The 13,729-nt window shown below is 67.7% G+C and carries 13 protein-coding genes and 2 pseudogenes; 11 read left to right on the top strand and 4 right to left on the bottom strand.

Going from position 1 to position 13,729, the window contains the following annotated elements:
* Positions 1 to 18: 18 nt before the first annotated feature.
* From NS6_RS34485 to NS6_RS00765, 5 genes and pseudogenes are all read left to right on the top strand, one after another.
* Positions 19 to 159: pseudogene (locus NS6_RS34485) on the top strand (lipase); the annotation flags it as partial.
* A gap of 412 nt (positions 160 to 571) precedes the next feature.
* Positions 572 to 1,063: a MarR family winged helix-turn-helix transcriptional regulator gene (locus tag NS6_RS00775; protein WP_068035244.1), complete on the top strand. Its 492-nt coding sequence runs from the start codon at positions 572 to 574 to the stop codon at positions 1,061 to 1,063.
* A pseudogene (locus tag NS6_RS35560) lies at positions 1,056 to 2,592 on the top strand (MDR family MFS transporter); the annotation flags it as partial. The gene NS6_RS00775 and the pseudogene NS6_RS35560, both read left to right, overlap by 8 nt.
* A 32-nt stretch (positions 2,593 to 2,624) precedes the next feature.
* On the top strand, positions 2,625 to 3,641 hold the full coding sequence (locus NS6_RS35555) for an MSCRAMM family protein (RefSeq protein ID WP_245669104.1): 1,017 nt from the start codon (positions 2,625 to 2,627) through the stop codon (positions 3,639 to 3,641).
* Entirely contained in the window at positions 3,638 to 4,459 is an 822-nt protein-coding gene (locus NS6_RS00765) for a YceI family protein (protein ID WP_068035242.1), read from the top strand. Before NS6_RS35555 ends, NS6_RS00765 begins: the two co-directional genes overlap by 4 nt.
* Positions 4,460 to 4,493: 34 nt before the next feature.
* On the opposite strand, the gene NS6_RS00760 is transcribed toward NS6_RS00765, so the two are convergent.
* On the bottom strand, positions 4,494 to 5,072 hold the full coding sequence (locus NS6_RS00760) for a sugar O-acetyltransferase (RefSeq protein WP_068035240.1): 579 nt from the start codon (positions 5,070 to 5,072) through the stop codon (positions 4,494 to 4,496).
* A gap of 155 nt (positions 5,073 to 5,227) precedes the next feature.
* Between NS6_RS00760 and NS6_RS00755 the strand changes: the two genes are divergently transcribed.
* A complete protein-coding gene (locus NS6_RS00755; RefSeq protein WP_068035977.1) occupies positions 5,228 to 5,941 on the top strand; it encodes a dienelactone hydrolase family protein in 714 nt (237 codons plus the stop codon).
* Between the two features lie 462 nt (positions 5,942 to 6,403).
* Here NS6_RS00755 and NS6_RS33580 read toward each other — a convergent pair whose 3' ends face one another.
* Positions 6,404 to 6,760: a PepSY domain-containing protein gene (locus tag NS6_RS33580; RefSeq protein WP_084470503.1), complete on the bottom strand. Its 357-nt coding sequence runs from the start codon at positions 6,758 to 6,760 to the stop codon at positions 6,404 to 6,406.
* Between the two features lie 111 nt (positions 6,761 to 6,871).
* Here NS6_RS33580 and NS6_RS00745 point away from each other — a divergent pair, with 111 nt between their 5' ends.
* Positions 6,872 to 7,549, top strand: a complete 678-nt coding sequence (locus NS6_RS00745; protein ID WP_068035239.1) for a response regulator — start codon at positions 6,872 to 6,874, stop codon at positions 7,547 to 7,549.
* The gene (locus tag NS6_RS00740; protein ID WP_068035974.1) at positions 7,542 to 9,089 is read left to right on the top strand and encodes a sensor histidine kinase; all 1,548 of its coding nucleotides are present in this window, start codon (positions 7,542 to 7,544) and stop codon (positions 9,087 to 9,089) included. Before NS6_RS00745 ends, NS6_RS00740 begins: the two co-directional genes overlap by 8 nt.
* A gap of 17 nt (positions 9,090 to 9,106) precedes the next feature.
* Here NS6_RS00740 and NS6_RS00735 read toward each other — a convergent pair whose 3' ends face one another.
* Both NS6_RS00735 and NS6_RS00730 read right to left on the bottom strand, forming a co-directional pair.
* Complete coding sequence (locus NS6_RS00735) at positions 9,107 to 9,976, bottom strand: RNA polymerase sigma factor SigF (RefSeq protein ID WP_084470502.1); 870 nt, start codon at positions 9,974 to 9,976, stop codon at positions 9,107 to 9,109.
* Between the two features lie 229 nt (positions 9,977 to 10,205).
* Positions 10,206 to 10,907 (bottom strand): nitroreductase family protein, encoded by a 702-nt coding sequence (locus tag NS6_RS00730; RefSeq protein WP_068035236.1) that lies wholly within the window; start codon positions 10,905 to 10,907, stop codon positions 10,206 to 10,208.
* Positions 10,908 to 11,032: 125 nt separating this feature from the next.
* Here NS6_RS00730 and NS6_RS00725 point away from each other — a divergent pair, with 125 nt between their 5' ends.
* The 3 genes from NS6_RS00725 to NS6_RS00715 are packed head-to-tail and all read left to right on the top strand — an operon-like array spanning position 11,033 to position 13,727.
* On the top strand, positions 11,033 to 12,004 hold the full coding sequence (locus NS6_RS00725) for an SDR family NAD(P)-dependent oxidoreductase (protein WP_068035235.1): 972 nt from the start codon (positions 11,033 to 11,035) through the stop codon (positions 12,002 to 12,004).
* 14 nt (positions 12,005 to 12,018) lie between these two features.
* Entirely contained in the window at positions 12,019 to 13,098 is a 1,080-nt protein-coding gene (locus tag NS6_RS00720; protein WP_157112566.1) for a sensor histidine kinase, read from the top strand.
* Positions 13,095 to 13,727, top strand: coding sequence for a response regulator transcription factor (locus NS6_RS00715; RefSeq protein ID WP_068035230.1), 633 nt, complete (start codon positions 13,095 to 13,097; stop codon positions 13,725 to 13,727). The genes NS6_RS00720 and NS6_RS00715 overlap by 4 nt, the downstream gene beginning before the upstream one ends.
* Positions 13,728 to 13,729 lie beyond the last annotated feature (2 nt).

Below are 13,729 nucleotides of genomic sequence, written 5' to 3'. Positions count from 1 at the left end.
TCAACACCCAGCCCATGTGTGCCTCCGATCCTGCCCGGCACCACCATTGCGAACCATTTCGGTCCGGAGATGATCGATGGCTTCGGCCCGGACAATGCCGTCACCTATCTACTCGATCGGCTGGCCGGCAAACCCCTCGCCGGCTGCACTTTCACCTGACATGGGCCGGAAGGGCCGGGGCATCCCGTCGCCACCGGAACCCGGACCACAAGGTCACGACCAGCACGCTATGCCCCGCGGGGCGAATAGTCCGAAATGTCCACACCTGCTCAGGCGCAGGCTGTTTCACTTCCGTCCGGGAAATCATCCACACCATCACCGGCAGACCTGCAACTACGCCGTCGTCACAGTCTCGCACCACCCCCGACCCCCGGCACGCCCAGGCCGGACACTACCCTGACTTTTCCGGAGATTCATTCGCCCGAGTGTTGCGCGGCGACCGTTCCGGCATCTCCACTGCTGACAACGCCACACCTCGGCGCACGCGTTCAACGGTCCAGTTAGTTGATTAGCGAAAGCAACTGCTCTAAAGTTGATTAGCGAAAGCAACTATTCCCCTATTGGAGTCCGAGTGCCCATCTCATCCGAAACTGCTCAACACCTCCTCGGTGAGATGTTCCATATCGGCCGCGCCCTCCGCAGCGCCCTGTTCCTCACCGAAGCAGGTCAGCTACCACCCGGCGGGCTCGCCGTCCTCACCACTCTCGACGCTTCCGGCCCCTGCCGGCAGGTCGACCTCGCCGCCGATATGCGCATCACCCAATCGGCCCTGAGCCGGCATATCACCGAACTGGTCGCCGCCGGATATATCGTCCGCCGGGCCGACCCCAGCGACGGCCGCGCCGCGCTGGTTCAGCTCACCGGCGAGGGTGTGGATCTCCTGAACCGGGCACGGCAAGCCCATACCCGGCACCTCCAGGAAACCCTGGACGACTGGTCCGAGGACGACGCCGAACAGACATATCTGGCCGTACGACGACTCCGTAATTCCCTCAACGCCCGTTCTCGCTGCGCCTCGACGAGCGAGAACCCGCAGGTTCCGAAAGAGAGAACTGATGTCTGACACCGAGGCACCGCCATCTCGCGATCCGCTCGCCATGAGCCATCGGCAGATCCTCGAAGCGATGACCGGACTGCTGGCCGCATTGTTCACGGCGCTGCTCAGCACCACCATCGTCGCCAACGCACTACCCACCATCATCGGTGATCTGCAGGGATCACAGACTGCTTACGCCTGGGTCATCACCACCGCGCTGCTCACCAACGCCGCCTCCACTCCCATTTGGGGCAAACTCGCCGATCTGTTCAACAAGAAGACGCTGGTGCAGTCCGCCATCGTCATCTTCGTCATCGGCTCGGTGATCGCCGGCCTCAGTCACAATGTCGCCCTGCTGCTGGTCGCCCGCGCGCTGCAAGGTATCGGCATGGGCGGGCTCACCGCTCTCGTGCAGGCGATCATCGGCAGCATCATCCCGCCCCGCGAACGCGGCCGCTATTCCGGCTATATGGGGGCGGTGATGGCCGTATCGATGACCGGCGGACCGATCCTCGGCGGCGTCATCGTCGACAGCCCGCTGGGCTGGCGCTGGTGCTTCTACATCTGTGTTCCGCTGGCGTTGATCGCCCTGTTCCTGCTACAGCGAACGCTGAAGCTGCCGACCAGCCGCAAAGAGAACGTCTCCATCGACTGGCTGGGGGCGACGCTGCTCACTGCCGGCGTCTCGATCCTGCTGATCTGGGTATCGTTCGCCGGTAAGGCCGGCTACTACGACTGGTGGTCCACCGAATCGGCGCTGTACGTCGGCGGCGGTGTACTGCTGCTGGTCGCCACCGTGCTGGTCGAGGCCAAGGTCAAAGACCCGGTCATCCCGCTGAAGATCGTCACCGAACGCACCACCGCCCTGGCCATCCTGGCCTCGATCGCCGTGGGTGTCGGCATGTTCGGCGCCACCACTTTCCTGGGCCAGTACCTCCAGACCGCCCGCGGCTACTCCCCCACCGCCGCCGGTCTGCTCTCCTCGCCGATGGTCGCCGGAATGCTGGTCGCCTCGGTCACTTCCGGTCTGCTGATCACCCGCTTCGGCAAGTGGAAGCCGTTCGTCGTTTCCGGCGCCGCTCTGCTGGTCATCGGTTTCTCCCTGCTGTCGACCGTCGACCATGCCACCAACATCTGGTTGATCGGCGCCTTCATCACCGTGACCGGCATGGGTGTCGGCATGATGATGCAGAACCTGGTGCTGGCCGTGCAGAACACCGTCAGTGTGCAGAACATCGGCGCCGCCTCCAGTAGCGTCGCGTTCTTCCGCACCTTCGGTGGCGCGATCGGCGTCTCGGTCCTCGGCTCGGTGCTGGCCAGCCGCGTCGGCGAGCTGTCCAGCGCCCGCTTCGCCGAACTCGGCATCCACGCCGATTCGTCCGGTGGCAGCAATCTCGATCTCGGTGCGCTGCCGGCGCCGATCGCCGAGATCGTGCGTTTCGCCTATGGCGACGCCACCGGCCGAATCTTCCTGATCGCGGCCTTCGCGACCGCCGTGGCGCTGCTGGCGGCCATCCTGCTGCCGAACCGTCCGCTGCGCCGCACGATCGATATCGAGCCGGCCGTCGATCCCGCCACCGCCACCGATATGACGGCGAAAACGGAAATCCCGGACGATCTCGCCGAGCTCGATACCACGGCGTACGCCGTGGCCGAGCCCGCCGCCCGCGATACCGGCTACGCGGAAGACGAGGCGCCGCGGACCGACCGGGTGCCGGTCGCTGTCGGCGCACCGGCCGCACCCGGCCCGGTCGACCAGAACGGGCACGGCGGCTACTCGGCCGCCGGCCTGGCGAAGACGCTGCCCGTCGCCGGCTTCTCCGAAGGCGGATCCGGCCGGCCGGCGGTCCAAGGACGGATCCTGCGCGAGGACGGCCGGCCGGTGCCGGGTGTCGCACTCACCCTCATCGACCAGCGCGGCCAGCAGGTCGCCCGGGCTATCGGGACCTCCGACGGCGGCTATTCGATCGACGCACCCGGCCCCGGGAACTATGTGCTGATCGCCTCTGCCACCGGACACGGGCCCGTCGCGGTCAATGTGGCCGTCACCGACCGCACGGTCCGTACCGATCTCACGCTCACCGGGCTCGGCGAACTGTCGGGTACCGTCCGCCGCGCGCCCGCCGGAGAAACACTGGCCGGCGCGACCGTGACAGTGACCGATCAGCGCGGTGAGGTCGTGGCCGCGGCCACCTCCGACAGCACCGGTTCCTACCGCTGCCACGGTGTCGTCCCGGGGACCTATACCCTGGTCGCCGTCGCGGAACATATGCGACCCAGCGCTACCGCCCTGACCGTGCCGGACAGCGGCCTGCTGCGCCACGATATCGAGCTCTCGCCGATGGCCGTGCTCACCGGATCGGCACGCTCGGGCAGCGGCCGGTCGCTGGAGGATATCCAGATCACGGTGCTCGACGCTGCGGGTGAGGTGAACGCCACCGTGCGGACCGACGAAAACGGCCGCTACGTCGTGACCGATCTGCCCGAAGGGCAGTACACGGTCGTCGCCCGCGGTTACCCGCCGATCACCGGCCAGGTTTCGGTGACCGGCGCGCAAGCGGACTTCGACGTGCGGCTCGGCTACGACACCGAGGAGCACTCATGACCGGACTGACCGCTCGCATTCGCAATGCCGAGAACTGGCCGGTACCGGAGGCGGTACTGACCGTCACCGACAGCACCGGCCGCCAGATCGGCCGGGCGGTTGCCGACGACACCGGTGCCGTCACCACCGCATCGCTGCCGCCGGGGCTGCACACCGCCGTGCTCACCGCGCCCGGCTACCAGCCGGTGGCCCGTACCGCCCAGATCTCGTCCACCGGTACGGGGACGCTCGGCGATATCGCACTGGTGGCCGTAGCGGAAACGGTGGCGCTGCCGCTGTCGGGTCCGTGGACGATCGACCCGGTGCATTCGACGGTGATCGCGACCGCCCGCCATCTCGGTATCTCGAGTATCAAAGCGCGGTTCGCCGAGGTCAGCGGACGACTCGATATCGGTGAGCCGTTCGAGCGGTCCACCGGCTACGCCGAGATCAAGGCGTCGTGCATCGACACCGGTATCGCCATGCGCGACGATCACCTGCGGTCGGCCGATTTCCTCGATGTCGAACGTTTCCCGCTGATCTCGTTCACCGGCAACGGTCTTCGGCGCACGGGCAGCGACACCTGGATCATGCCGGGGGAACTGATCCTGCACGGTCAGCGCCGGACCGTCGATCTCGATATCACCTACGGTGGCTTCGGGCCGGACCCCTGGGGCGGTGTCCGGGCCGCATTCCACGCCGAAACGGTATTGCGCCGCGACGATTTCGCGATCGACTACAACGCGATGGTGCGGGCCGGTGTGGCGGCCGTGGGAACCACTGTCAAGCTCGACCTGGACATCCAGGTGGTGCAGGGCGACCGGTTGCCACAGATGTAGCGCCGGGCGGGTGCCGGTGCGGTCCGGCGCCCGCTCAGTCGCGGGTGCGGTCGAGTGTGCGGATCACCCGCGCCGGGTTACCCACCGCGACCACATCGGCAGGCAGGTCGCGGGTGACCACGGCACCCGCGCCCACCACGGTGTTCTCCCCGATCGATACCCCGCCCAGCACGATGGCACCGCCGCCGAGCCAGACATTGTCGCCGATCGTGATCGGTTGGGCAGCTTCCCATTTCGCGCGCCGTAGGCCCGGATCCAACGGGTGCGTGGGCGTCAGCAATTGGACGTTGGGCCCGATCTGCACATCGTCGCCGAGAGTGATGGCCGCGACGTCGAGGGCGATGAGCCCGAAATTGGCGAAACACCCCGCTCCGATGATGATGTTGCTGCCGTAGTCCACCCGCAGCGGCGGGCGGATCTCGGTGTCCTGCCCTACCGACCCGAGCAGTTCGGTCAGCACCTTGCGCTGCCGCGCCGTATCGCGGGCCGGGGTGCTGTTGTAGGCCTCCATCAGCTCCATCGCCCGCAGGCTCTGTTCCCTGAGCTCGGGATCGTCGGCCAGGTACAGCTCACCGGCGAGCATGCGCTCCCGCATCGACTTCTCGTCACCCATCTGTCGAGGGTATCCGGTACAAATGAGCGGCCGAGCCCGTCCGGCGGGCGAATGTCGGCGACGACTCGGCGGATACAGCGTGGCAGCAGGCGGGACGGTATGTGGGAGCATCGAAAAACTCGATGACCCCGTCCGCGAGGAGCAGCCCCGTGCCGATGATCGAATTTCCCGCCCCGCGCGGCCCGCTGCCCGGGTATCTCGCCGTTCCCGAGTCCGCTGGGCCGTGGCCGGCGGTGGTGGTTGTGCACGATGCGCTGGGGCTCAGCGGCGATATCCGGCGTATCACCGATCGTTTCGCGGGCCACGGCTTTCTGACGCTCGCGCCCGCACTGTTCCGGCGCGGTAACCGGGTCGGCTGTGTGGTGCGTACATTCCGGGCGCTGGCGGCGGGGGACGGTGACGCCGTCGACGATATTGTTGCCGCCCGTGACCATCTGGCCGCCGACCGGCGGTGTACCGGCCGGGTGGCTTCTGCCGGGTTCTGTATGGGCGGCGGGTTCTGCCTGCTGCTGGCGCCTCGCGGGGTATTCGACGCGACGGCACCCAATTACGGTGTCGCACCCCAGGGCGTGGACGCATTACGCGACGCGTGCCCGACCGTGGCCAGTTACGGGGCGCGCGACCGGATGCTGCCCGGCGCCGCGGCGAAGCTGGAGAAGGTACTCACCGCAGGCGATGTACCGCACGATGTGCACGAATACCCGGGTGTGGGCCACTCGTTCATGAACAATTGGCCCACACCGGCGCCGTTACGCGTGGTGGAACGTGTGGCGGGGCTGGCCTACTCCGAGCCCGAATCCGAGGACGCCTGGCACCGCATCACCGCTTTCTTCGACGCGCATCTGCGCGACCCCGGGACAGACGACTGAATATGCACCCTCGCGGCAGACCTGCGGTGCCCGCTACATCAGCATCATGGCGCCGAACATCAACATCATGAAACCCAGGAATCGGTTTCCCATCGCGATCTCCTCTCGCTGTCCACGGAGCGCCGCATCCTGCGGGCTTTTATGCCGCCACTTAACGGTACGTTGTTTACCGACACAAACTCTCGGCCGGCTTCCCTGCGGCGGTAAACTCTGCCCTGCCAAACCACCCAGGCCGCCCGCCACACGGCAATTTCCGGTGCTCCGACGCCGAGCAGGTTCACGTCGCCCTGCACACCGGCATCACAAGCGCAAGCGATCGCCGTGGACCCTTTCGAACTGCTTGTATCCAGTGGAGCCCACGACGAAGGACCCCGTATCCGAGTTGTCGGATACGGGGTCCCTGCTATGCCGCTGATTTCACCGGCTCATGTTCGAGGGCTATCGCGAGACAGGTACCTGGGGTCAGTCGTGTTCGGCAGTCCCGACGACAGCACCGGTGTTCGCGTCGACCGATACCTCGTACTCCACCCCGTCCGGTGTCACGACCTCCACCTCCCACACGGTGATATGCCGCTCGGAATCGAGTTCCGCCGAAACTGCCCTGCTGCCGGGAACCTCGGCGACCGCGGTGTCCATAGCCGTCTGCCGATCAATACCCGGGGCGGCCACCAGCGACCATGGCGCACCGTCCTCGTAGGCGCCGGGACCGGTGGCGACCGCGACGACGCCGAGGCAGGCACCGACCGCCACCCCCGCCACCACCGCGCCGACCAGTAACCAGCGCATGGCCGAAGCCGCGTGGCGGAAAAATGTTCCCATGGTGCAAACCTCCTGTGTGAGCGAATGTTCCACCACTGTGGCAACTGGATGCTGAAACCCGCCTGAAGCCACCTGAAGATCGTTTCAGCAATGATCTGACACTCTTGACGAATGCGTCTGCTGATCGTGGAGGACGAGAAGCGTCTGGCCCACACACTGGCAAAGGGACTGTGCGCCGAGGGGTTCGCCGTGGATGTGGCCCACGACGGTGTCACCGGCCTGCACCGGGCCACCAGTACCGACTACGACCTGATCGTCCTCGACATCATGCTGCCGGGGATGAACGGCTACCGGGTCTGCGAAACACTGCGCGCGGCGGGGCACGAGACGCCCGTGCTGATGCTCACCGCCAAGGACGGCGAATACGACGAGGCCGAGGGTCTCGATACCGGCGCGGACGACTATCTGCGCAAACCCTTCTCCTATGTGGTGCTGGTGGCCCGTATCCGTGCGCTGCTGCGCCGCCGGACCCGCGGCGGCGCCCAGGTGTTGCGCGTGGGTGATCTGCTGGTGGATCCCGGCAGTCACACCTGCCGCCGCGGTGACCGCGACATCACGCTCACCGCCAAGGAATTCGCGGTACTCGAGCACCTCGCGGTGCGAGCGGGCGACGTGGTCTCCAAGGCCGATATCCTCTGTCACGTCTGGGATTTCGCCTACGACGGCGACCCGAATATCGTGGAGGTCTACATCAGCGCCCTGCGCCGCAAGATCGACGCCCCCTTCGGGTGCCGCACCATTCATACCGTCCGTGGCGCGGGATACCGGTTGGCGGGCGACCGTGGCTGAACGCACCCAGCGCCGCCGGTGGTGGAGTTCGGTGCGGGCCCGCACCACCACCGCCGCTACAGCTGTCGTGGCTGTGGCATTGGTGGCGGCGGGCCTGATCGTACTCGTGGTGCTGCGCGACAATCTCGTCGAGAGCGCGAGCACCCAGGCCGAACACACCGCCCGCGATATCGCCGACCGGATCGGCCGCGGAACCGATCTCGCGACCTTGCGGTTCCCCGATCCGGATGACGAACCGGTGCAGATCGTCGCACCGGACGGCCGGGTGCTAGCCGCCGACGACGAACTGCGCGGCCGGCGGCCGATGGCCGATTTCGGTCCGTACGGGGCGGACGAATCCGAGGCGGAGGACGACGAGGACGACGACGAGGAGGACGAGGACGACGATTCGGACGAGGAATCCGACGAGGAATCCGACGGCGACGCCATCGCGGCCCCGGACGCCGCTACCGGCGCAGGTATCCATGCCTCGACGGGAAGGGCTGTCGCCGCGGCGCCGTCGACCACCGAAGCCGTCCTGGGCGAGGCATACCTGCGGGTAGGCGATGCTTCGACCCCCGACCACTTCCGGGTCGCCGCGCTCGCCGCGACCACCGCCGACGGGCAAGCGGTCACCGTCTATGCGGGCGCCGCGCTCGATACCGCCGACAGTGCGGTCGCCGACGCCCGGCGGGCCATGCTTCTCGGCCTGCTCCCGGTGCTGGCGGTGGTGTCCGTAGTCACCTGGTTCGTCACCCGGCGCGCGTTACGCCCGGTGGAAGCCATCCGCCGCGAACTCGCCGAGATCATGCACGGCGATCTCTCCCGGCGTGTACCCGAACCACCGGCGCGGGACGAGATCGCCCGACTGGCGGAGACGACCAACGACACTCTGGCGGCGTTGGAGCAATCCGCCGACCGGCAGCGCCGGTTCATCGCCGATGCGGCGCACGAATTGCGTAGCCCGATCGCCAGTCTGCGGGTTCAGCTCGAGGTGGCGCAGGCGCATCCGAATCTGCTCGAGCTCGACGGCCTGCTCGGCGATACCGTGCGCCTGGAACATTTGGCGACGGATCTGCTACTGCTCGCCCGCCTCGACGCCGGGGAACGGCCGCGACCCGGCCAGGTGGATATGGTGGCGCTCGTCGCCGACGAATTGTCGCGGCGTAGCGGCGACCGCGTCCCGGTGCAGACCACGCTGCCGGACGAGCCGGTCGTGCTCACCGGTAGCGGCACTCAGCTGTCCCGCGTACTGGGCAACCTGGTCGACAATGCGCAGCGGCATACCGCGACTCTGATCCGGGTCTCGCTGGAATGCGTGGACGGGGCCGTGGTGCTTGTGGTCGCCGACGACGGGGCCGGGGTGCCCGAAGCGGATCGGGAACGGATATTCCAGCGTTTCGTCCGGCTCGACGAAGCCCGCAGCCGCGACGACGGCGGAGCCGGTCTGGGATTGGCGATCGTCCGCGATGTGGTCGAGCGTCACGGCGGGTCGATCCGGGTCGAGAACGGGGTACCCGTCGGGGCTCGTTTCGTGGTCACGATCCCGCTGCCGGGATAGCCGCCGGTCGCTTTCGCTCAGGCGGCCATCGAGCCGGCGGTTCCCGGTTCCGCGAGAGCCTGTTCTCGCAGATTTTTCAGGGTTTTGGTAAGAATCCGGGAGACCTGCATCTGCGAAATCCCCAGCCGCTGGGCGATCTGGTTCTGCGTCATACTGCCGAAGTAGCGCCAGACGAGGATTTGGCGTTCGCGGCGCGGCAGCTGCTCGATGAGCGGACGTACCGCCATGGCGTCCTCGAGCAGTCCGTAGCAGGGTTCTTCGGTGCCCAGCCTGGTGAGCACGGCCGGGGGCGGCGTTTCGTCGTCGTGCTCACGAACCGCGGCGTCGAGGGAGTTGCTGGTGTGCCCGTTACCGGCAATCAGGGCCTGGGTGACCTCGGTCAGTTCCGCCCCGAGTTCCGCGGCGAGATCGCGGGCGGTCGGCGGGCGGCCGAGCCGCTGGAACAGTGCTTCGGAGGCCGGGCCGATACGCAGATGCAGTTCCTTGGTCCCGCGGGGTACCCGCACGGCCCAGGTGTGGTCGCGGAAATGGCGGCGTACCTCGCCCATGATGGTGGGCACGGCGAACGACAGGAACGAACTGCCCCGGCTCGTATCGAAGCGGTCCACGGCCTGCACCAGGCCCATCCGGGCGATCTGGAGCAGATCGTCGAACGCTTCGCCGCGACCGCTGAACCGCCGGGCGATGTGGTCGGCCAGCGGAAGGCCCCGGTGCACGATTTCGGTACGGATCTCCGGTCGGCGCGGGTCGTCGTGGTCCAGGCGCGCCAATTCGTCGAAGCAGGGTTCGAGATTGTCATAGCTGTCCCCGCCGGGTGCCCGCCCGGGTCGGGCGGTGCGCCTCGCGGCGGCGGGTGTGTCGATGGTGGCTGCGGTCGGTTCGTTCATCGGGGGCTCCTCGGGTGTTCCCAATCGGCTCGACTTCCTTCAGAACTACCCGTTTCGGCGTGATCGAAACGTGACCTACCGACCGGTACCCGCCACCGGGCTCCCGCACCCCGGCCCACGAGGTCGCGAAATGCAGTGTACGCAGCAATGATTCACGGACGATCAGACACCCCGACGCTTCATACGGCTGCGGCGGGTAGCGGGCCGATGCGATGCCTGCCCCGGTTCCCTACCATCCGTCGATGTGCACGATCCGGTCCAGATCGGTCCGCGCAGCGGGTTTGAAATCCGTGCCCGATGTGTAAGCCACCGGCAGCAGCGCCCCCTGGGACACCTTGTCATAGGGAATACCGAGAATTTCGGCCGCTTCCCGCTCGTATCGCAAATGCAGTGTGGTCCAGGATGTTCCGAGCCCACGTGAACGCGCCGCCAGGCAGAAGCTCCAGGCTGCGGGAAACAGCGAACCCCAATACGACGCACTGTCCGCACTCGACGCGTTGTCCAGCCGGCCGGATTGGCACGGGATCACCAGAACCGGTACCTCCCCCATCTTCTCGGCCAGATAGCGCGCGGAATCTGCGACGCGCTGCCGGGCCGCGTCCGCTGCGGTATCACCGCTGATCTGGTTACCGGGAAAATACCGGGAGGACGCGTATTCCTCGAACGCCTTGCGGTAGAGCTCTCCCAGGGCTCGCCGCGGCGCGGGATCGGTGACGACGACCCAGTGCCAGCCCTGCCGGTTCGACCCGCTCGGCGCCTGCACCGCCAGTTCGATACATTCCCGGACCACCTCGAGGGGGACCTCACGCTCGAGGTCGAGCCGTTTACGTACCGCTCGCGTGGTCGTCAGCAGTTCGTCCGTGGTCAGGTCCAGTTCCCTCGGCACAGTAAGCTCCTTCGTTCCGGTGCGGTACGGCCGGCCGGAGCGCATGGCGCGAGTTCCGGCCCTCTCCCGGCGAACATACTCCGGGGCGCGTTCGGGCGGCGCAGCCGTCGGAACCGAAGTCCGGCCGAAGGTAGGTACCGGCCCGGACCCGCCGAAGCGACGATTCCACTATGGAAGACGAGAAGGAAACCCCGTCGACGCCGGGCGATCCGGCACAGCCGAGCCGCTCCCGCCGGACGTTCATGGGCCTGGCCGCGGCGGCGACGGGCGCGGCGGCCGTCACGGCGGGCACGACCGTACCGGCCTATCTACGCACCCCGCCCACCGCGCCGCTGCCTGCCACCGCACCGAGCGGACGCTTCGGCGGACAGGTCGTATTGGTCACCGGTGGAACGTCGGGCATCGGCGAGGCGGCCGTCCGGGCGTTCGCCGCGGAAGGCGCATCCGTGGTGTTCTGCGGCCGCCGTGAACACCTGGGACGCGATATCGCACGATCGCTCGGCCGCGACGTCCGCTACGTCCGCGCCGACGTCCGCGTGCCGTCGGATGTGGCAGGTCTGGTCGCCGAGGTCGACCGGGCTTTCGGCCGTCTCGATATCGCGGTGAACAATGCGGGAGTCTCGCGCACCGCACCCGCGCACGAGATGGCCCTCGACCAGTTCGACGAAGTACTCGACACCAATGTGCGCGGTGTCTTCCTTTCCATCAAGCACGAGGTACCCCTGCTGCTACGGTCCGGCGGCGGCGTGATCCTGTGCACCTCCTCCGAATCACGGCGCCCGGGTGGTGTGGCGTACAGCGCGAGCAAACAGGCCATCCAGGGCATCGTGGATGCCGTCGCGCTGGACTACGGGTCGCGCGGCATCCGGGTGAATGCCATCGCGCCCGGCACCACCGATACTGCACTGGTGCGGCCGCCCGGACTCCCCGACGCGATGTGGGAGGCATTCCGCAATGCGTGGGGTCCGCTGAATGTCCCGGCCCTCGCCCGGATGGCGACCCCCGACGAGATCGCACGTGCCATCCTCGCATTGTGCTCCGACGATTTCGGCTATATGACCGGTTCCACCGTTCTGGTGGGTGGGTCGCCGCTCAGTGGCGGCAAGATGACGATGCCGCCGGGCTTCCCCGATCAGGGGTGACCGTGCTCTGGCGGATGGCCGCTGTACCGATCGCGGTCGGGTATGTGCTGGCGCGGGGCGGGGGTGTGGACGCGGCGGCGGTGGCGGCCTTGTCCGGCGGACTGCTGCTCGCCGCCGCCCGGTGGCCGGGGGTGTCTCTGTGGGCACAAGCGGTATTGCTGGTGGCGGCACACGGGTTCGCTCCGGACGCAGGTATCGCAGTCAAAGCGGGGGCAGCCGTGGCGCTGTTCGAGCTCGCGTTGCGCGGCCGCGGCCGCGATCTGGCCCTGGGCAGCACGGTGCTGACGATCGCCTACGTAATACTCGAGATCTGGTATCGCACACCGGGTTCGGTGCCGCTGTTCTATCGCCTGCTCCTTCTGGTCGCCTTGCCGGCACTACTGGGCGGCTATCTCGCGAACCTGCGGCGGCGCGTGGCGGTCGCCGAACGAAACGCTGTCCTGTCCGCGCAGGCGGCCCGCCGGGCCGAACGGGTACAGATCGCGCGGGATCTGCACGATATCGTCGCCCACCACGTATCGGCCATCCTGGTGCGCGTGGGTATGGCCCGCCACCTGCCCGAACTCGGAAGCGCGCAGACAACGGAGCTGCTCACCGATATCCACGGCACCGCCGATTCCGCGCTGCGCGACCTGCACGATCTGATGAATGTGCTGCGGGAGGACGGCTCGCCGGAGAGCAGCGGAGCGACGCTCGCCGGGGACCGGCCGCTGCCCGAGCTGATCGAGACGATGGTGGAACAGGCCCGCCGGGCCGGTCTGCACGCGGAGTGCGAGATCGATGCGGCGCTCGCCGGACTGGACGGAGTGCGCCGGCTTGTCCTGCACCGGACGGTCCAGGAAGGTATCACCAACGCCGTCAAACATGCCGGTCCGGGTGCGACGGTGACGGTGCTGGCGCGGGTCACGGGAAACGGGGCGGTACAAGTGCGCATCGACAACAACACCCGAGCCACCCATCCGGCGGGTGGCGGCGGTTTCGGCTTGACGGGTATGCGCGAACGACTGAGTACCGTGGGCGGCGACCTGCACTACGGGCCGCTCGGCACGGGCTGGCGGTTGTCCGCGTCGATCGCGCCGAGGCCGGCCACATGATCTCCGTGCTGATCGTGGACGACCAAGCCCTGGTACGTGCCGGCCTACGCATGCTCTGCGACAGCGCCGACGGTCTCGAGGTGGCGGCGGAAGCCGATACGGGCGAATCCGCCGTCCGGCTGGCCGGTGCCCTGTTGCCGGATGTGGTCCTGATGGACCTGCATATGCCCGGCGTGGACGGTATCGAAGCAACCGCCCGGATCACCGCGTCGGTGCCGGTGGCGCGGGTCGTCGTCCTCACCACCTTCGATGACGACGATCACCTCTATCCGGCCCTGCAGGCGGGCGCTTGCGGATTCCTGGCCAAGAACGCCGGCCCCGACCGAGTTCTCGCCGCGATCCGCGCGGCCGCCGACGACGAACGCCCGTTCAGCCCCGAGGTACTCGCCCGTCTCGTCGGCCGGGCCGTCGCCCACAGTGCCGCGCCGGCGCATACCCCGCTCACCCCGCGGGAACGCGATGTGGCCGGGCTGGTCGGCGCCGGGTACACCAACCAAGAGATCGCCGGTGCTCTGCATCTCGGGATCACCACGGTCAAGTCGTACCTGTCCACTGCGATGGACAAGACCGCCACCAGGAACCGGGTTCAACTGGCCGTCTACGCCCTCCGCCGCGGACTGGTGCCGTAACC

This window comes from Nocardia speluncae NBRC 108251 (genome assembly GCF_001613245.1).
GTDB classification, from domain to species: Bacteria; Actinomycetota; Actinomycetes; order Mycobacteriales; family Mycobacteriaceae; genus Nocardia; species Nocardia speluncae.
The sequence above is the reverse complement of the archived record's forward strand: the minus strand, read 5'-3'. Positions and strand labels throughout refer to the sequence as shown.

Bases quoted from the DNA above. Each gene is read 5' to 3' on its own strand.
- NS6_RS00765 (WP_068035242.1), top strand. From the start codon at position 3,638: ATGACCGGACTGACCGCTCGCATTCGCAATGCCGAGAACTGGCCGGTA.
- NS6_RS00715 (WP_068035230.1), top strand. From the start codon at position 13,095: ATGATCTCCGTGCTGATCGTGGACGACCAAGCCCTGGTACGTGCCGGC.
- NS6_RS35555 (WP_245669104.1), top strand. From the start codon at position 2,625: ATGACGGCGAAAACGGAAATCCCGGACGATCTCGCCGAGCTCGATACC.
- NS6_RS33580 (WP_084470503.1), bottom strand. From the start codon at position 6,760: ATGGGAACATTTTTCCGCCACGCGGCTTCGGCCATGCGCTGGTTACTG.
- NS6_RS00760 (WP_068035240.1), bottom strand. From the start codon at position 5,072: ATGGGTGACGAGAAGTCGATGCGGGAGCGCATGCTCGCCGGTGAGCTG.
- NS6_RS00730 (WP_068035236.1), bottom strand. From the start codon at position 10,907: ATGCGCTCCGGCCGGCCGTACCGCACCGGAACGAAGGAGCTTACTGTG.
- NS6_RS00735 (WP_084470502.1), bottom strand. From the start codon at position 9,976: ATGAACGAACCGACCGCAGCCACCATCGACACACCCGCCGCCGCGAGG.
- NS6_RS00755 (WP_068035977.1), top strand. From the start codon at position 5,228: ATGATCGAATTTCCCGCCCCGCGCGGCCCGCTGCCCGGGTATCTCGCC.
- NS6_RS00745 (WP_068035239.1), top strand. From the start codon at position 6,872: ATGCGTCTGCTGATCGTGGAGGACGAGAAGCGTCTGGCCCACACACTG.
- NS6_RS00720 (WP_157112566.1), top strand. From the start codon at position 12,019: ATGGCCGCTGTACCGATCGCGGTCGGGTATGTGCTGGCGCGGGGCGGG.
- NS6_RS00725 (WP_068035235.1), top strand. From the start codon at position 11,033: ATGGAAGACGAGAAGGAAACCCCGTCGACGCCGGGCGATCCGGCACAG.